Genomic DNA, 19,313 nt, shown 5'->3' with positions numbered 1-19,313 from the left:
ATATTAAGGCCACTCAATAAAATTATTGAGTGGCCCATTTTTTTATTCCAAACCGTGGGTTTGACGGTGATATTTTAGATTTGAGAGATTCAATTTATGATGATTGTGAATTATTAAGTGACCTGATAAACATCCAATTAATTGTAAGTTATCATTAATCGAAAATACTCCTTTGTCAAACATAATATGATGATTAGGACAAAGGCAAATAAGATTATCAGGATTATCATCTCCATTATGAGGTTTGCCCAATGGTTTAATATGGGCACCTTCCGCATAATGGCCTAATTTGGTAGGAATAGAAATCTGGCAAACTTGACATTTAAAATCATATAATTTTTTTATCTGCCATGCGACTTTTGTATCTCGTACAATTCTTAGAACAGTACTCTCTATAATTCTTTTGGCTCTTTCAGAATAGTCTAATTCAATTTGCTGTACTGTTTTTTTAGATTGATTATTACCTGAATATTCTAGACGAAATCTACAAATTTTGAAGCCACTTTTACCAATTTCTTCCCATGCATCTACAACGCTATATAACCCCGCATATAAATATCCTTCTTTAGGTGAGTGCTCAGACTTATGAGATGCTCCTCGAATAACTCTTACGGGTAATCCTTGGTCCATACTTATTCTTAGTCCTGCATTTCCTTTTTCCCAGACTTGATCTTTTATTTGCTTTCCAGTATTACTATCATTGCCGCCTACTCCTGTATAGACAATTTCTTCTCCAAAATCTAAATCATCTTCATATCCACCAGAAAGAACAATAGCAGCAGTGCCTTCGTTTGAGTTTCCATCAATTCCTGCTGCCCAATTTCTATGAAAACTTGTAGACATCATTTCTCTTCTATTCTTAAAATGATATCCTTCTTCAATACCTTCTATCTCACCAAATATGATAGGTTTACTCACGGTTATTTTTATTTAAGTACAAATTTATAATTTTATGTAAAAAAATAACCGAAAATAAACTATTTTAGAATGTTTTTATTTATATTTTGACGTTTTAATGTTTTTTATTAATAGAAATTACCGTCTGCAAAACCACGGAAGCAATAATAAACACCAATCCTATATAAAACGAAAGATTTACTTCTTTGCTTTCTCCGAAAAATAAGAATGCCATAATGATAGCATACACAGGTTCCAGATTGTAGGTTAAGTTGACGGTAAATGCCGGAATTTTCTTCAAAACCTCTGCAAACATCACATATAAGCCAACAGTACAAAAAAGCGATAAAATGCCCAAATAAGCCGTGTTTTTTAAGTCAGTAACTATGCTATCTGACTGAAAATAGAGGAGATATACGGGCAAAAACGCTCCCCAGCATAAAGTGCCGGCAATCATCTGATAATAGTTGATGATTTTGGTATCAAAATGACTTACAAGACGTTTATTATAAATCGTATACAAAGCCCCGAATGCCGATGAAAAGACACCTAATATAATCCCAAACTGATAGGAAGTATCAAAATGAAATATTAAACTGATTCCTGCAATAGTTAACGTACTGAGAAGTAATTCTGAAAGCTTGAATTTCTCTTTATCAAGAACAGGTTTGAATACGGCTGTGAAAAAACTTGTCAGGCAGTAGCATACCACACCAATGGATATATTGGCATATTTTATACTGGCATAAAAAAGAAGCCAATGGAGCGTAAGCAGTAAGCCGGCTTTTGAAATCTGAATTTTTTCCCGGAAAGGAATATCCGTTGGAATTTTCAAGAGCTTTACAATAAAGAACAAAATAATAGAGGAGAAGAGGAGTCTGTACCAGACCAGCAAACCTTCGTTAAGAGTGATCAATTTCCCGAATACACCTGTAAATCCGGCCAGAATTACGGCCAGATGTAATAATAAATATGATTTTTTCATTAGAGAATGAACTGTAAAATTGGAATTAATATTTTTGTTAGAATGTGAAGCACGAAAAACTAGGTCGTTAATAAGTTAACGACATGAGTACGCTTCAAATTAGATTGAAAATATTAAGGTGCCGGAGGAGGCAGACAGTTCGAGCGGTTCATATTGATCTGTTGAATGTCAAATATAGGGAAAAATATGTTGAAAGTCTACATAAAAAATACATTGAATTTGTGTCCATCCGGATCTGCAAATACAAAACCATAGTAGTTTTCTCCAAAGCTCTCAGGCTCTGAAACAATGGTTCCACCAGCATTTTTTACTTCTTCAGCCCATTCATCCACCTGATTTTTACTTTCTGCAGAAAGGGTGAATATAATTTCGTTGGAGCTTTGCGGATCTCCAAATTTCATGCTTTTCAGGTTGTTTTCTATGACATTTTTTAAGAAAAAGTGAACAATCAATTCATTTCCAGCCATAAAAAAACTTACCAGCTCATTGGAACTGTGAGGATTATTGGGTTTGAATCCCAGCTCAGTATAGAACTTCTGCGTGCGTTCAAGGTCGGTTACGGCCAGATTGGCCCAGATCATTTTAGGTTTCATACTATTTTATTTTTTGGTTAGGATAAAGGTATTCTGTTTTTACAGAATAAAACCTGCCATGTGGCAAGATTTTGTATTTTTAAGATTAATAAGAGACTTTGAATGGTTTAAATTTAACATAATATAATGAAATTATAATACATGAATAAGAGTATTGCAGATTAAGATTAAGCAGTTAGGATGAAATACAGAGGGTTTGCGGGCTGATCAAAGTTTTGTTGAAAACTGGAAGAGTCTCAGCTTTAGTCATCATCTCTATGACAAAGATTGGGATGTCTATGGTATAGACAGTATTATGAAGAGTATAAAGATTTATATGCAGCGAATCAGAAAAGTTTTTATAATAACATACTGGAACATTATTTTTGTGACGATGAATTGCCGTGCGGTCAATATTTTTTTTAAGATTGGATTTTCACGCCATTTAAAAAAAACTCAGAGGATTATGAAGAACTGGATGGACTTGTAGAGGAATATGAAGTAAAAAAAATCGTACAAGGCAAAGAGATGGATTTCATGAAATGTATTTTCAGGAAATTGAGAATGAAGGAAAGCTGGAAGAGTTTCTGGATCATTTTATGACCCAGGAAGAGTTCTTAGAAACGGTTAAAGAATATTTGATAGGGAAAATGACAGAATAAGAGATTCTCAGGCGGTTAATTACTCTATTTCTGGACAATAATAAAAGTCCTATAATTTATATTATGTTAAATTTGATATGGTGTATAATTTGTTCATTGTAAAATAACTTTCGTAAATCTATTTATATTAGTAATATAAAACTTTATTCTGATCATTTTTTGAGATTATTTATTTGAAATAATTTTTGTGTTTTTTCCTGTTGCTGTATAATTTGAACATTGCATACCATTTCCATAATAAATAACACGAAACCCATTTGGAATTGGAGAATTATAACAGATTTCCATTTTATCTAAAGCTTTTTTAAGTATCATAGCATTGTTGGTTGTTGCTGTTCCTAACGTATTACAAGATAAACTTCTTAGAGAAGCAACAAAAACATATTCTTCGGGAATTGGTGAATTATAACAAATTTCGAGATTATCTTTCGCTAAATCAATTACATTAGCATTTGGAGCATATGAACCAAAATTGGGACAACTGCTTTCCATAGCATTTCCAATTATAACATAACCTTTAGGAACAGGAACATTATAACAAATTATTTTCTTTGTTTGTGCTTTAGAATTAGTTAGTGCTAAATTAAAAGCAAAGAAAATTAAAATAAATTCTAGTTTTTTCATCTTTTTTAAGATTTAGTATTAATTTTTAGTCTTTAAAATTATCTTTAAAAAATTAAACTTCTTTACGGTAAACCGTATCTATCTTATTTATTTAATTGGTTTTCACAAACATTTTCACGAACACTATCAGCTATTGAATCTGGTATTATTAGTTTAAGGATTCCAGCATATTCTTCAGATACTTTTACCAGGCCTTTAGCTGTATAATCTGTAGCAATGAGATCCTATGCCGTCAATTATTTGTTTATGAATAACTAGTGTTTGCGAAATTACAGATATCAAATATGTTATTTCTTCGCCTATTCAGTTGTAATTTCCTGTAATAGGATCTACGGTAAAAGGTCTGTGGGTTATAATAAAAGGATTTGGTTTTAAATTCAATTAAATAATTTTAAAGGTTTGTTAAAGTTAAAATCAAAATCTACAATATGAAATAACCCTTTTGTGGTATATTCAAAAAAACAATAAATCTTTTTGATTATTTTTTGACTGCTATATTATTAATTTCTTCACCTGTATGATGGTCCAGAATTTTAGCATACCTGTAAAATGTTGCTCTGATCAATCCGAGTTGTGAGATTTATTTATAACCATTTTGTGAGATATTCAAAAACAAACTATCCTCTATTTCAGGTTGTGCTACAAACTTTGCTTTACCTAAATTTAGCTTTGAAAACCTTCTTAAATATTCAGTTTCAGAATAATTTCCCTTTAATCCTTTATCATAGGGATAATAACTTTGTTTAAATTTTGAAGAATAATTTAGTGGATAAAATCTCTTGACAGTTACCTTATATTTTATATTCAATTTTTCCTTTCCTTTTAAATAAAATATCGAATTGCCTTCATCAGGCTTTTTATAAGTAATCAAACCAGAATCACCAATTTCAGTCAAATACCCATCATAAATACTATCTAATTTTTTTTGATAAAATTTTGAAGATGGGTTATCCTTTATTGTTGCATAAACTATAATTGGATCACGATGTTTCATATCATCTTTTAAATTTATATCTTTAAATTGAAGCGTATTAGGTGCGGGAAAAATAATATCTTGAGAAGTATTATTTTCAAATATAAGTGACAGTTCATTATTACTGTTAATATATTTCAGATTAAATGCTTTTTTTCCTTTTTGTTCACAAGCTACAAAAAGAAAAAGTATTGTTACTATTATAATATTTTTCATTTTAGTGTAATTTTGAGCTATGTATTAAATCTAGGTATTGTATAAACAGCCTACAAAATAAATGGCGGATTAAGGAATCTTAAATGAAGCCTTAATCCGCCACTTGTACAAACTGCTATGAACAGATATTTTTCTGTTTATTTAATTTTATTTAATTTTATTTAATTTTATTTAATTTTTCTAATTCGGGTAATTCTCTTTTATACTTTTCAACGTCCCAAACTAAATCCCAATTTTTAATATAGTTAGAAATTGGATCTAAGCCAACTTCTGTTCTTCTTTTATCTACATTGTCAGGATCAGTTAAAGGTAAAACATAGTAAGTATTATTACTTTGATTGATTCCTATCTGGCTTCCGTAGATTTGTTTTCTACCTTCCCGAATTTCTATTCTGTCAATTAACAAAGCTAAAGAACCTGGATTTGCATTGCCTTTTGTTACCGCTTCTTTCATCATGGGTAAATATTTTTTCTGCGTTTCCAGATCTGAATGCTGAATGACAAGAAATAATGCACTATTGGCTTGTGCGCCTACTTTGTCTTTACCCACCCAGCCTTTTTCATCTAATATCTTTTTTACTTTTATTAAATTAATGGAGTCTTTCTGATTGGTTATTTTCCAAAGATCATTCATTTCTTTAGAATTTGGACCGAATTTTTTTTGAGTTTCACTCATTTGCATTCTATATTTTTGGTCTTCTTCAAGAATTGCCAATAATTCAGCCTGCAATGGCTTGTCATAATTTGCTTCTATTGATGCTATTTTTTTCTCTAACTTTTCAATGGTTTTCCCCCACTCTTTTTTTGAATGCAAATTTTCTAAATCAGTATCAGAATTTAAGTGTTTTAGATTAGTCCAGCCTTTTTCTATTGATAAGTTCAACCATTTAAATGCTTGCTTTTCATTTCCTGCTAAAGAAGATGAACATGCACCATTGTATAAATGACTTGGATTTTCGCTTTCGATTTTAAAAGCCTTATTATATAAATCTGCAGACATTTTATAATCTTTTGATTCATATAATTTATTAGCTTCACTTATTAATTTTAAATATTCCTGAGCATTCACGTTTACAAATAAAAATAATAATAACAAAGTATAAATAGTGCTTCTCATGTTTTCTGTATTTAAATTTTTATGGTTATTATTCTACTAATATAAAATTTATTTTGATGATTGGATTGTTAAGAGATCACAAAAAAGAAATTATACTATGTTTTCGTTGGATTGACGAATTTTTTTGTTTTTAAATTAAATCATCATATTGAATAGCTATTTGTAAGAATTTTTTTTATAAGTAAAACAGCATCTTCAAGTTCTTTTTCATTCTTTGAAGCAAAACCTAATCGAAAAGCATTCTCTTTTTCATCTATTTGCTTGATTTTCAATTGTGGATGAGTTTTCAATGTATTAACGCTGTAGGAATCTTTTAGTTGTAACCAAACCGACAGGCCTCCGTCTGGTAAAGTAAAAGATATATAAGGACTCAGATGCTGTTGCAAAAGTATATTCAGATAATCTCTGCGTTGATGGTAAGATTTTTTGGCTTTCTTTAGGTATCTTCCCAAATCACCACTTTTAATCAATTCTGCTAATGCATTCTGCATATATCCATCCCCTCCTACATCTATTGCTTTTCGTAAAACAACAGCTTCCTGAATGAAATTTTTAGGAGCTACCATAAAACCAATACGAATGGAAGAACCCAATATTTTTGAAAATGAACCTATGTAAATGACATTCCCCTTATGAGCTCCACTTGCCAAAGGTAGATATGGTGAAGAGGAATAATGATAATCATAATCGTAATCATCCTCAATAATAGCAAACGAATATTGATTGGAAAGCTCCAATAGTTTCATTCTTCTTTCAACGCTCAAAGTGACAGTTGTAGGATAATGATGATGAGGAATGAGGTATACAGCAGTTATTTTTTTCTTTTTACATATTTTTTCTAGAGCATTGATGTCCAGCCCGTTTTCATCTACAGGAATTTCTATCACAGACGCCTTTGTTTTTTCAAAAGCACTGTTCGCAATAGGATATCCTGGTTTTCCGCAAATAATAATATCTTCTGCCTGTAAAAGCAACTGAGCCGCCAGATAAATGCTCATTTGTGCACCATGGGTAATCAACAGATTATCAGCGGAAATATTCAGTCCCCTTGTTACAGATAAATATCTCGATAACTCTTCTCTTAGTTTTAGCGTACCTTGAGTTGTCCCTACAACTGCTTTTTTAATGCTAAAGCTTCTTGATGTATAACTACGGTAAATTTTCAACAGCTCATCTATAGGAGAAAGCCGAATATCGGGATGTCCATCATCAATGAAAACCTCAGGAAGAACAGTCAGCTCCTGCAGTGACGGATCTTTCTTTGAGATATGAAGCGGAAGATCGAAATTATTTTCATAGGATACAGATGAATCTTGAGCGTTCCACTTTTGAGGTTGTAGAGTGGGAATATGCTCAGATACTCTAACCTGTTTTCGGGGAATAATCAAGATCCAATCCTGGGCATTGAGCTCTTCATATGCAGCGATTACCGTTTTACGATGTACACCCAGTGTTTTTGCAAGTTCTCTGGTGCCGGGAAGAGCCATTCCAGCCTTTAAATTACCATTTCTTATTGTATTAATAATAGAGATGGCTATCTGTCTGTAAACAGGAAGCTTTTTTTCTTTATCAATATTGATGATGTGTTCAAACGGAAACATTCTGGACTACTCTATATGTTTAATCTGGTATACAAATGTAGTCCAAATTACCTATAATTTTGTCCTGTAAACCCAATAAATTTAATTAAAAGTATGATAGCTGTAATATTTGAAGTCGTTCCTGAAGAAGGAAAAAAAGATGAATACCTGAATATAGCGAGATCACTAAAATCTGAGCTGGAAATGATTCCCGGATTTATTTCGATTGAACGGTTTCAAAGTCTTGTAGATCCAAAGAAAATCCTCTCCCTGTCTTTTTGGGAAGATGAATATAGTATAAAAGAATGGCGCAACAGAACCACGCACAGGAAAGCACAACAGGCAGGACGGAATTCTGTGTTTGAAGATTACAGATTGCGTGTAGCTTCCGTCATACGGGATTATGGAATGTCTGAAAGACAGGAAGCCCCTACGGATAATATCTTTTAAAATAATAGTAAAAAAATAAAAAATGATTACGTACCAAATTGAAGAAAAAATTGGAATAGAAGAATTCATCCAGGTGTTGGAAAACTCTACATTAGGAGAAAGACGTCCGATCAACGAACCGGAAAGAATAACAGAGATGCTGCAGCATGCCAATCTTATTGCAACAGCCCGGGATAATGGGAAATTGATTGGAATATCAAGATCGTTAACCGATTTTGCCTTCTGCACTTATCTTTCAGACCTAGCTGTTGATGAGAATTATCAAAAGAAAGGCATTGGAAAAGAATTAATCCGATTGACAAAAGAACACACTCCAAAAGCTACATTGATTCTATTGGCAGCACCAAAAGCTGTAGGTTATTATCCTAAAATCGGGATGAAACAGTGGGAACAGTGTTATATCCTGAACAATGTGGAGAATTTGAAATAAAAATACCCCGGAAAATAAGAAGACATGTACTAAAATTACATGTCTTCTTTCAAGTATAATCACTTATTTATATTGTTCCCGCTAAACTAGATATCTCTTACCTGTTAAACGGATATTCATTAATCCAATGAAAACTCCTTTTGTTTAAAGGATAATCTTCCTTTTTCTTTTTTATTGTTTTTATTTTTACAGAATCGCGACCCTTATTTCCTGTAAAAATGATACTGTCTTTTTGGGTATTGTAATGCAGGTAAGCATATAGTTCCTGATGATCTGTTTTACGAAGCATAAGTGTTTTCTTTTCAGTATCTACAACACTCTGAAACGTTTTAGTACTGTCATTGTTCAGGATAACTTTTGCCCGGCTTGGAGAACTTATCAATATTTTTTTCCAGCCAATAGAATCGTTGCATGGTATTTCCTGGTTGTTTATGATAAATTTATCCACAATATACGCACCCTCCATTGGAGCGGCCGGAGGTGTATAGAATAGTGCTGATGAAGAGCTCAATATGAAAAATGCTACTACAAGCCATTTGAATACAATAACGGTAATACTCTTCCACTTTTTGTCAAATGTTCTTTTTTGAAAACGTAACTGCGATGGCTGATGCAAGATAAAAAAACGATATAACGCCATTGCATCACCGCTAACAATAAAGAGACAGAACAAAACAATATGACTGGAAAATATTTTAACCGGCACATCATAAAAAAAATTCAACAGAGCTACATTAATCATCACTGTCATGGAAAAAAGCGCACCAAAAGTTTTGGTTCTCCTGAAAAGAAGTAAAAGTCCACCCATAACTTCCAACAATCCGGAAACAAATGTATAACCAGTGGAAGCTCCCATCATAGTCCATACCATGCCCATTGGTGACATATCTCCAACCTTTTCTTCCAGTCTGCCAATTGAATTAGGAGGAAACTGTCCGTCGTGTAGTTTTGCAAAACCGTATGAAAGCATTATCATAGCTACGTAATAGCGTGCTACTACTACCGTAAACCAATGAAGATCTTTAAATGTCCGCTGTTTTTTATCTGCAAGAAGTATAATGAGTGCAGCCACCAGCGCTAAGCCAATATTGACAATCACTACCCAATAATCTAATGTAGTATCGCCGCTGCCAGTCATTATAATATATTCTACCTGTGTTTGCTGAAAAACATTTTTACACAACCACAAGACTCCGCTCTTATATATTCCTGCTAAAGGTGAAAACTGGGAGGTGAAAATAAAAAGATACACATAAGAAATAACAAACAAATGCAGGAAACGTAGTACAGTATTGTGCTTTCGTTGATTGGGAAAACTGATCGGTTTTGTATCCATATTAATAATATTTATTTAAGATAAAAAAGCTTGCTTTAATCATATAAATTTTTAGATCGTTTTTGATATATTTTGGGTAAAATTTAAAAGCTCTATCATTTATTTCTCTGTATCAAATCCAAGCTTCTTTCTAAATTCAAGAGTTAGCTTGTAACTTTCTTCAATTGGAACTTCCTTTTTCGATCCTTTACTAATATCCTTACCTTGTTCTGTCCATAAGTAAGGAAAAAAGCTGAATACCTGGTCGCCTTTAAGTTTTGCTACATCTTTTTTCCAATTTGCCCATCTGTATTCTTTGTAAAATTCATCAAGATTTTTATTAAAACAAAAATTCAGAAATTCCGTGTAAGTAATATCAAGAGGTTCATATTCCAAATTATCTGGTGCCAAATAATACACTTTCCCTAAATCGTTTCCAAGTCCTCCACCATTAAGGATGAAAATACCTCCTATTGCATCGTCGGCAATTAAAAGATATGGAATGGGCTGCCCATAATCCTCAAATGTTTTTCCTCTATTCCATTCCGGCAATGACCTGCGTAGCTTCTCACTACCTGAGCCAAGAATTCTTATCCAGCCATTATCAACCAAAAGCCCCCCTGTCATGTATACAATTGAACCCATTGGAGATTTGGTTGTAACTTGGGTTTTATATAAAGCATCCTTTGCTTTGTTGCTATCTACTGGCAATATTTCCACTTTATTTTTTGCGGTGTCTATCCATTCTTTTACAAGAATCCAGCCTGGATCTTTATCGTTTATTAATTCATCAATAGAGCGCATTTTTGTTTGTCCATAAGTTGTTAATGAGAATAAGGATAATATAATAATTGTCAAATATTTTATCATGTTGTTTAGTTTTCTAAAATGATAATTAATTGTATACATTTTTCTGTCATTATTTTACCTCAATTTTATGATAAGCAATCCATCGTTTGAGATTGCCCACCATTCTTTTTAAATGATCTTCATTCAGGAAAATATTGGTCCAATATTCAAATCTGTCGCACTGAACACTTATATAATAGTTCATAATGGCCAGACATGCGTAAGGTAAAAACTGTTTCTCTTCATGACTAATTTTAGTGACAGTTTCATAGCCTCTTATGAAATGATCTGCTTTTGCCTCATACTCTTCTTGGTTCAAATGGGTTGTAAATAACTGAAATAGAAAATAAGAAATATCAAAGCATAAATAACCGTTCCCACAGAAATCAAAATCAAAAAATGTGATTTTTTCTTCGTTATCAATATGTAAATTATCAAACCACACGTCAAGATGAACCGCTCCATATCTCATGTTCTGTTGGTCTGCTTTTTCCATTTTTAGCGTTAAAAAATCGGAAACGTTCTCTAAAAATTCAATTTCGGCAGTGTTTTTACTATAGAAATTTTTTGTCCTTATAACAGGGTTCTTGAGCAGATTTTGAGAATTATAAGACATTCTCATCAGTTCGACATGTTCTGTTGATTGATGAACTTTCGCTAATGCTTTTCCAATCAGAAAGCTTGTTTCTGGGGAGAATTTTGCTGTCTTTATACCTTTAGCATATGAAAATAGAACCCCAAATCTTGTTCCTTCCGGAGCTTCAATTTCCTGGATAAACTTATTGGATTGATCTGCTATAGGAAAAGCAACTTGTCGGTCTGCTTCTTTCAGATGGTTGAGAAGTCTTAATTCTTCTTGAATTTCTAATTCAGTTCGCCAATGATGGGTGTAGACTCTAAAAACGTATTTGTTTTCGCCATCATGAACAATGTATAAATGGTTCATTGCAAGCCGAAAGATGCTGCATTCCGTTTTGTCGGTAAATCCATATTTTTCTTGAATAAGTTGACCAAGTCTATCAGGTGAAAGCGTGCTGTTTATGGTCGGAAATTTCTCTGTCATTTAATTCTCGTTCGTAGCTGGTTATATAGTTTGTGCAATTTCGTTAACATTTTTCTATTTTACACCTATTAATCCTTTTATTTAACTATTTCCTGCAATTCAACTTCTAAATCCTTTTTTTCCTTTTCTTTATAAAATTCAGAATTTGCTAACGAAATATTAAATTCTTTGACAGTTGCAGAATAATCCTGGTGTAGTAAGATTTTAGCTTTTATAATATTCAAATAAGCCTCTGAAAAATTTGGATAAGAATCTGTGAGGATTTTCCAGGCTTGAAGAGCTTTATCGTATTGTTTTTCATTATAAAATGCCCATCCTTTTCCATTTAAAATACCCAGGGAAAAATTTAGATTAACCCCGTAATTGGATCGTATTTCTTTATCCAATAATGATTTAATACTCAAGTCTGTTTGCTTATTTGATATATACTTCGACTGAATGGCAGACCAATCTTCAAATATTTCATAAAGAGCTGTATTAATAAGTAGGCCTGGCGTTGCATTATGATCTGCTTTTTTAAACTCATATCCTTTCATATCCAGAAAAGGATTGTTAATTTTCTTAATGATAGAATCCATCTTCATGAAATCTTCAGGATAATCGTTTCCGATTCCAAAACGATAATATTTTTTTGTACGAAAAGAGCGCTTATTGAATTGGCTTATAGAATCTGTTAAGTCAACATTTTTCTGAGTAAAAAACGGGCTCATAGAGATAATGGCATTCAAATCATTTATTCTTGAATTCCATAATGATGTTGTAAAATACCCATATCGGGAATGACCAATTAACACTCTAAAAGCAGAGGCTTTGTACTCTCTTTCAGCTAATGGGATGAGTTGTTCAAAAATAAATTTTTCATTTTCCAGGGCAAGGCCGTTGGGATCAGAAATTTTATACTGTGTTTCAAGATAGCGGTATCTTTGTTCTGATTCAACGCTTATTATGATAGAGGAAGGAATCTGTTCATTACTCGTTAAATAGTCAATGGTATTGAGAATATAATGATTACTCCTTTTATTTTGCCTGTCAAATATAATGATTAAAGGAAATTTGTTCCCGGACTTTTTCTGCCATTCTATGGGAACCATTACTGAAATTTTTTTCTCAAAACCAAGACTAGTTGATTTTAATATTGTGTCTTTTAGTATTTTATATCTTTCATAGTTCTGGGCAAGCAGTGAAGAAGTTGCTGAAGTGAAAATTAAAAGAAAGAGTAAATACTTTTTTATCATGGTAATTGGTGTAAATATCAGTTAAGACTCAAATGTACGGATTGTGTTTATATAAAATTTGCAATGATGATAATGTTTTTCGATTTTATTCACAAAAAAGCTCCAAAATCCGTAGATTTTGGAGCTGATTTTATAACTGGTCTTTCGGCTGACCTACTTTCATCTATAATTCCGGATGTTATTGTTGAATTTGTCCATGTATGATTAAAAAAATCTGCAGTTATTAACGTGCAGAAATGAGATTGATTTATATCGTTATTTTCACACAGGCTGAAATATTAATTTCGGGAAGCGGACTTAATAATTTTCACTGAGTAAATCCTTCATCATCAGTTGTATTGCCAATAAGATTGATTATAGGTTGATCTCCTGTTATAAAAGATAAACATGTTCTTAGTTATTATTGTTAATAATCGGAGCCAGTTCTTTTTTTAATTCTTCAAACTTTTCTTTGCTCATCATATCAATTTCCACTAACTCTTTTGCCTCTTTTAATTTTGCAATTGCTTCATCTCTGGTCATTTTTCTGTTTTTTAAAAGAATTTCACCAGATTCAATTCCTAACTCAGTATCCATAACGCTTAAATATTTATTGATTCCAAAAGCTCTGTCATTTATTTCTCCCAAAACCATTACCACATACAGGGGCTTATTTTTACTGCCTCTGTGATATGTTTTTATCTCTCTGACAATAACTTTAGTGTTTTTTAAGCTGTTGTCTGCCATATTTTGTGCTTCACCACCCATAGCAGACATAATACTTCCAAATCCAGCGGGTCTTCCCATTTGTATAAATTCATAAGTTTTTTTTGAAGTACTTCTTGATTGTGAAATTCCCCCTCTTGCTTTATTACCATAACTCCCCGAATAAGTTCTTGTATTCAGTTCTTCCGAGGTAGGAGATCCTAATATTAAAGTATCACCCACCTTCACACTATTTTTACTCGTTGTAAGATATTCCTTAACCTGAGCGCCGTTTTTAATAGTATTGAAAAAATTAATATCCTGAGTGTTTTCGTAGGTCAATAAATTAATATTTTCTTGTGCCTGAATATGTACTATCGATAAAAGAATAGTAAAAAAAGTAATTGTTTTTTTCATAATTGTTATTTTAATATATTGGAATTCAATCCATACTTTACACAAATATAACACACTTATTTATATATAAATTGAGGAAAACCATAAAGCTCCAAAGTACAATGACTTTGGAGCTAAATTTAAATAGCTAACCTTTCGGCTGTCCTATTATTGCTTGGTGATTTTATTGAAAAAAGTATCACCTTTAAAGATATAGTCTCCTGCAGGATATTCAGTCAGATCGATGGTATTTTTCCCTTTTCTAAATAATATATTTTTAATGAGGTTACCGTTATTATCATATAAATAAACATTTTCGTCTACTGAGGATTCCACATTGATCACTCCTGTCGTTGGATTAGGATAAGCGGAAGTTTTCGTTTTTGGTGAAGCTTCTCTTGTTGACAGATAACAACCGGAAATATAGGAATCTCCAATAATATTAAAGCCTTTGTTGATCAGTTGGGCTCTCGCCAGCATTGCTTGCGGTGTAGAATAAACCAATCCTGTTGCATCTATAGTTCCGGATGTTATTGTTGAGTTCGCCCATGTAGGATTATTATTCAGAGCGATGAGAAAATTGCTGTAATTTGTACATGATAAGCCGACATTTTTAAATCCCAAATAGATTGAATTCCAGCTGAAGTTCTGAAGCTTGATATTCCATGAAGAAATATCCTGGTCAAAATTTGAAGCACCTGCAAACATATTAAATCCGGCGAAATAATCAATCTTACTTACATCCCAGTTTCCGATGGGCTGATTGAATGATACTGCATTTTCAAACATATGCTCAAAATCTGTCACTTTACCTGTGTTCCAGTTATCAAGTGGCTGATTAAACGCTGCTGCATTATAGAATGTATAGCGGAAATTAGTCGCATTTTCTGTATTCCATGAATTTAATGGCTGGTTGAAAGCTGTGGCATCTGCAAACATGGAGGAGAAATCAGTTCCGGATATTGTATTCCAAGCAGAAATATCTTGATTGAAAGAAGATGCAGAAGAAAACATGCTGCTGAAATTGGTTACTTTGGCTGTATACCAGTTTGCAATATTCTGATTAAACAGAGTTGCTCCACTGAACATACCACTCATGTCTGTAACATTGTATGGATTCCAGTAAGAAAATGAAGTGTGTCCTGTCAAAGATGAACAATTAAGAAACATTTGTGATAAACTGGTAATCTGTGTAAGATCTGGACCGTCTGCAGCGGTTACGTTAAGATTGGGACAGTTGGCGAATGCTCTGTCGAATTGCTGAAGCCATGTCGTATTTCCCCACTGGCTGAGTTCTATGAGTTCCTGATTTCCACCTGGAGGCACCATGTCGGTATTGGCCCTGAACCCGTAAAATAATCCGTTACCACTGAATACTTTTAATTGGTAAGTGGCCTGCAGAGGATCTGGATGGAATGATGGCCCAAAATAGATGAGTAGAGGTTCATTGCTGCTAGAGGTTACATAATCAAACATCCCGTTATGCTCAGGATATCCTACTTCTTCCCAGTGAATGGTGTAATCGGTTCCTGTGCCACCGAACCTTATGGAATGATCGATAATGCCGTTTGCATTGGGTTTCCAGATGGTAGTAAATTCATTCTGCGCATAGGAAATGCAAAATAAAAGAAGAAAAATGATTATTAGTTGTTTTTTACACATAAATTAAAAGAGGTTTTGTTAGGTTAAAATTGGGTTTAGTAAGACAATTAATTTCCCGGGATTCTTTATCTTATCTCTAATACAAAGGTACTTACGCATAGCGACAGAACTCGTCGTATTAAAAGTTATGACCTCTTTTTTTTAGTTTTTTTGTTGATTATTTTTTGTATAAATAGACAGGGTAAAAGCCGTCAGAAATAGTCTGCATTCTAAGAAGGATTTTGAATAGATAACCTAAAAAAATCTGCAGCTATTAATGACTAAGAACTGCAGAAGTAAGATTGATTTATATTGTTATTTTCACACCGGCTGAAATATTAATTCCGGGAAGCGGGCTGAGAAACTTTAACTGAGAGTTCTGAAGTCTTGCTTCGGTGTTCAACAGGTTATTTCCTATAATATAATACTCCAGATCACCTATGCCTAAACTGTTGTCTTTATAGGCTAAACGTACATTTAGCAATGAAAATGCTGGCATAGGAAGCTCAGGATTGATATTCTTTCCTAAATATTTTTGTTTTAAATAATGGTCTAAACTTACATTCATACTGAAGTTCTGTACATTTCCTTCCAGAGAGAATCCGAAACGGCTTGTAGGCATATTAGGCATATAATCACCATCACTCCACTTTCTTATGGAGCTGTCGGCAACGCTTATATTTCTTACCAAATCATAATATCCACCTATCTCCCACTTTCCTATTTTTCCAAGATCTGCTTTATAAGAAGCTTCAGCTTCAATTCCATTGATTTCTGTATCATCAGAACGCCATTCTTTTACCAGAAAAATTTCTCTGGAAATCCCGGTATGGGCAAGGTAAATATAATTTTTATAAGAAGTATTGTACCAGCTGGCCGATACGCGGAAGTTCTTCAGGTTGAGCCCTCCTCCTATTTCAACCGTATTTGCAGTTTCCTTATCCAGTCTGTCATCACCATTTTCCTCCGTCAGGATGGCAAAATGATTGTTTCCTGAATAAAGCTCATTCACTTCCGGTGCTCTTTCTGAATGGTTGTACTGTACTTTCAGATATCCTTTTTTAAAGAGAGTCCATTGAGCGGAACTATGAAATTGGTGAAGGGTAAAATCTCTGTCGCTGAGTTTTCCACCGGAAAGTCCACGACTTCTGACATATTTATTATCTGCTTCCGCTCTACGTTGTACATGATCATTTCTATACCCAAGATCAAACTGAATGATATTAAAATCAAGATGCTGCATCGTAAAGACTCCAATTTCACGGCTTATAGTATTAGGCAGATATTTTTGGCCTCCAGTTCCTTCCATATCTCTGTATTGTACTTCAAGACCTGTAGTTCCAGTAAGAAACCTCAATTTCTGCTGTGTGATTTCCAGACGGCTATTGTGTTGGTTTATGGCAAACTGATTGGCGCGGTAACGATCCAGAAGTTCTGCGTTTTTCGAAAATACGCCCATATAATTCAGTTTGATGCTTGAAATCGGAAAATGGGTAAACTTGTAACCGGATTCAAACATGGCTTTATGGGATAAGCTTCTGATATTAATGGGACTATATTCTATTTTGGGCTGTGGTTTTCCATGGCTATGTTTAGGTATTTTAGGGATTGCATACCCGGGAACTCCAAAATAGGAATAAGAATTCTGATAAGCACCTCCCACATACAATGATTTTCCAATATAACTGGTGCCAACATAAAATGAATTGCTTTCCGAATGACTGTTGGGTATCACTCCATCTTTTGTTTCCACATAATCCTTGATTCCGTTTACTTCACTTTTATAACGGTCTTTCACGGCATCCTGACCAGGAACATACAGATCATTCTTTGGATTAGGATAATATTTACCATCAGCAGGATTGTAGTACGTAGAACTGAAGGTGTAAAGATCATCTTCAGACAGCTCATATTCAATCATATGATCCTTGGCAAACTGGCTGATGTAGGGAAAAAGACTCTTGTTGAGTACCCGTCTTGAATTTACATCAATCTGGCACAACGACTGTAAGATACTGTTGAAACCGACAAGGTTCGGATCATAGCATCTGCTGTCTTTTGATTTTCCCGGAATTCTGACCATTTCCTGTTTCTGATTGGATGCTCCTACCGTCCAGACCCAGTTTTTAGCAATAACTCCTTTCGCTGAAAAAGCCTGTTTTTGTCCACTGTTGCTTCCCCCTTCAAGAAGTCCTTTTACATTAAATTTTTTATCCGGCAATTGTCTGACAATATAATCTGTTTCAATATCTAAGGCTCCTCCAATAGCTTTTCCTCCATATAAAACCGATGCTGAGTTTTTATAAACGGTAATATTCTGAACATTGTTCATCTCTATATCCGTATTAAAATCTGGACTTATCCCGGAAAGATCATTCACTGCTGTTCCGTTTTCCAATATTTTTACCCGGTTTCCGCTTAGACTTCTGATCACAGGAGCTCCGGAATTCGGTCCGTATCCTGAATTTTGAATTCCGGGAATCTTACTCAATGTTTCTCCCAATGTATTGGATTGAATAAAATCCAGCTTTTTTCTTGAAATATTTACAGTGTTATAATTAGATTTTCCCTGTACCTGAACGGATTCTATATCCTTTACAATCTTTTTTTCAGGGGTAATTTTCTGAGCTTTCAGTAGAGATGGTGAATACATAAGTGTGCCACCCACCAAAAAATAAACGGTCCTTTTCATGTGCATATACTTTAATGATCCGGCAAAGCTAGAAAATTAAATTTATTAATGCAACATTGTTGCTTTATTGATTTTTTATTGAAAAGATATTCTGAATGAATATAAGTGTTTGAAAATAAGTGCTCTATATGAGGTTTCTGTGGTCTATAAGGATATAAAAAAACCGCTCTAAAAAGAGCGGTCTGATTTTTTACTGTGAATTTGCTTGCTGATTAGCAAGTAGAACCGCACTCAAGTAATTTGATGTGGATTACACCATTAACAACACATTGTGTTTGGCATAAAGCGTTAGTTACAACAGTGCTTACACCGCCTACTACTCCACCTACTGTAGATCCTACGCCAGAAACAACACCTCCAACGATAGTACCTACACCGCCTACTACTCCACCAACTACACCTCCTAGTCCACCTAGAAGACCGCCGATTGGATCTAGTAATCCGTTACCTGAAATAGCTTTTAATTCGTTTCTGTCCAATTTTTTTAAGTTTTTCATAACTATAATTTTATATGATTATTACATCACGAATATATGAATAATAACTTTACAATTGCAAATTATTTTCAATAAATTAATTATATGTTTTTATTATTTAATATTTCATTAATATAAGTGTATTTTAATAAAAATATGATTTTCACTTATATGTGATTGATTTTCTAAAAGTTAAAAATGATAACTCAATTTGTGGATTTTAGAGTTATTATTTTTGCATTAAATGCTCTTTATTGGTGTTTATTTTTCAACACCAATGAAATCTCTGTAATTTGCCTATAAACAGACTTTTGTTAAGGTGTAAATTGACCATTTGAAGTCCTCGGAAGGATTAATTTTTGAAAAAAAGAGAAAAGGAAGATAAAATTTGTGTTCTTCTTGTAGTAAAAACCATTCTGTTCATTGATAACGGAATCAAATTTTGTATTTTTGCTG

Annotated in this window: 17 protein-coding genes; 2 read left to right on the top strand and 15 right to left on the bottom strand. The window is 33.3% G+C overall.

The annotated features are described in order from the left end of the window. Window positions 1-42: 42 nt before the first annotated feature. The 7 genes from BUE84_RS11675 to BUE84_RS11645 all read right to left on the bottom strand — a co-directional run bounded on the left by BUE84_RS11675 (window position 43) and on the right by BUE84_RS11645 (window position 7,647). Window positions 43-918 carry a YDG/SRA domain-containing protein gene (locus BUE84_RS11675; RefSeq protein ID WP_202971515.1) on the bottom strand — a complete coding sequence of 292 codons (876 nt, stop codon included), beginning with the start codon at window positions 916-918 and terminating at the stop codon, window positions 43-45. A gap of 94 nt (window positions 919-1,012) precedes the next feature. Continuing rightward, window positions 1,013-1,882 carry a DMT family transporter gene (locus BUE84_RS11670; protein ID WP_079241785.1) on the bottom strand — a complete coding sequence of 290 codons (870 nt, stop codon included), beginning with the start codon at window positions 1,880-1,882 and terminating at the stop codon, window positions 1,013-1,015. 197 nt (window positions 1,883-2,079) lie between these two features. Continuing rightward, window positions 2,080-2,475 carry a VOC family protein gene (locus tag BUE84_RS11665; protein ID WP_079241784.1) on the bottom strand — a complete coding sequence of 132 codons (396 nt, stop codon included), beginning with the start codon at window positions 2,473-2,475 and terminating at the stop codon, window positions 2,080-2,082. An 806-nt stretch (window positions 2,476-3,281) separates the two neighbouring features. Continuing rightward, window positions 3,282-3,740 (bottom strand): hypothetical protein, encoded by a 459-nt coding sequence (locus tag BUE84_RS11660; RefSeq protein WP_079241783.1) that lies wholly within the window; start codon window positions 3,738-3,740, stop codon window positions 3,282-3,284. A gap of 580 nt (window positions 3,741-4,320) precedes the next feature. Further along, window positions 4,321-4,929, bottom strand: a complete 609-nt coding sequence (locus BUE84_RS11655; protein WP_079241782.1) for a hypothetical protein — start codon at window positions 4,927-4,929, stop codon at window positions 4,321-4,323. A gap of 157 nt (window positions 4,930-5,086) precedes the next feature. Then, window positions 5,087-6,046 (bottom strand): DUF6624 domain-containing protein, encoded by a 960-nt coding sequence (locus BUE84_RS11650; protein WP_079241781.1) that lies wholly within the window; start codon window positions 6,044-6,046, stop codon window positions 5,087-5,089. Window positions 6,047-6,189: 143 nt separating this feature from the next. Then, window positions 6,190-7,647 (bottom strand): PLP-dependent aminotransferase family protein, encoded by a 1,458-nt coding sequence (locus BUE84_RS11645; RefSeq protein ID WP_079241780.1) that lies wholly within the window; start codon window positions 7,645-7,647, stop codon window positions 6,190-6,192. A 93-nt stretch (window positions 7,648-7,740) separates the two neighbouring features. Here BUE84_RS11645 and BUE84_RS11640 point away from each other — a divergent pair, with 93 nt between their 5' ends. Together BUE84_RS11640 and BUE84_RS11635 are read left to right on the top strand one after the other, a co-directional pair. Then, a complete protein-coding gene (locus BUE84_RS11640) occupies window positions 7,741-8,076 on the top strand; it encodes an antibiotic biosynthesis monooxygenase family protein (RefSeq protein WP_079241779.1) in 336 nt (111 codons plus the stop codon). Window positions 8,077-8,098: 22 nt separating this feature from the next. After that, window positions 8,099-8,506, top strand: a complete 408-nt coding sequence (locus BUE84_RS11635) for a GNAT family N-acetyltransferase (RefSeq protein ID WP_079241778.1) — start codon at window positions 8,099-8,101, stop codon at window positions 8,504-8,506. Window positions 8,507-8,603: 97 nt separating this feature from the next. Here BUE84_RS11635 and BUE84_RS11630 read toward each other — a convergent pair whose 3' ends face one another. The 8 genes from BUE84_RS11630 to BUE84_RS24415 form a co-directional block, all read right to left on the bottom strand. Then, on the bottom strand, window positions 8,604-9,842 hold the full coding sequence (locus tag BUE84_RS11630) for a hypothetical protein (protein WP_079241777.1): 1,239 nt from the start codon (window positions 9,840-9,842) through the stop codon (window positions 8,604-8,606). A gap of 99 nt (window positions 9,843-9,941) precedes the next feature. Then, on the bottom strand, window positions 9,942-10,730 hold the full coding sequence (locus BUE84_RS11625) for a DUF2625 domain-containing protein (RefSeq protein ID WP_238594410.1): 789 nt from the start codon (window positions 10,728-10,730) through the stop codon (window positions 9,942-9,944). A gap of 10 nt (window positions 10,731-10,740) precedes the next feature. Next, a complete protein-coding gene (locus tag BUE84_RS11620) occupies window positions 10,741-11,733 on the bottom strand; it encodes a phosphotransferase (RefSeq protein WP_079241775.1) in 993 nt (330 codons plus the stop codon). 77 nt (window positions 11,734-11,810) lie between these two features. Next, the gene (locus BUE84_RS11615) at window positions 11,811-12,968 is read right to left on the bottom strand and encodes an alpha/beta hydrolase (protein ID WP_079241774.1); all 1,158 of its coding nucleotides are present in this window, start codon (window positions 12,966-12,968) and stop codon (window positions 11,811-11,813) included. Between the two features lie 393 nt (window positions 12,969-13,361). Continuing rightward, window positions 13,362-14,069 carry a hypothetical protein gene (locus tag BUE84_RS11610; RefSeq protein WP_145953236.1) on the bottom strand — a complete coding sequence of 236 codons (708 nt, stop codon included), beginning with the start codon at window positions 14,067-14,069 and terminating at the stop codon, window positions 13,362-13,364. A 147-nt stretch (window positions 14,070-14,216) separates the two neighbouring features. Then, window positions 14,217-15,710: a BspA family leucine-rich repeat surface protein gene (locus tag BUE84_RS11605; protein WP_079241772.1), complete on the bottom strand. Its 1,494-nt coding sequence runs from the start codon at window positions 15,708-15,710 to the stop codon at window positions 14,217-14,219. 286 nt (window positions 15,711-15,996) lie between these two features. Continuing rightward, a complete protein-coding gene (locus tag BUE84_RS11600; RefSeq protein ID WP_079243926.1) occupies window positions 15,997-18,381 on the bottom strand; it encodes a TonB-dependent receptor in 2,385 nt (794 codons plus the stop codon). A 212-nt stretch (window positions 18,382-18,593) separates the two neighbouring features. Continuing rightward, window positions 18,594-18,860, bottom strand: a complete 267-nt coding sequence (locus tag BUE84_RS24415) for a hypothetical protein (RefSeq protein ID WP_158521356.1) — start codon at window positions 18,858-18,860, stop codon at window positions 18,594-18,596. Window positions 18,861-19,313: the final 453 nt, after the last annotated feature.

Source organism: Chryseobacterium indologenes (assembly GCF_002025665.1).
GTDB classification, from domain to species: domain Bacteria; phylum Bacteroidota; class Bacteroidia; order Flavobacteriales; family Weeksellaceae; genus Chryseobacterium; species Chryseobacterium metallicongregator.
Note: the sequence above shows the minus strand (reverse complement) of the source record. Positions and strands in the feature narration are given on the sequence as shown.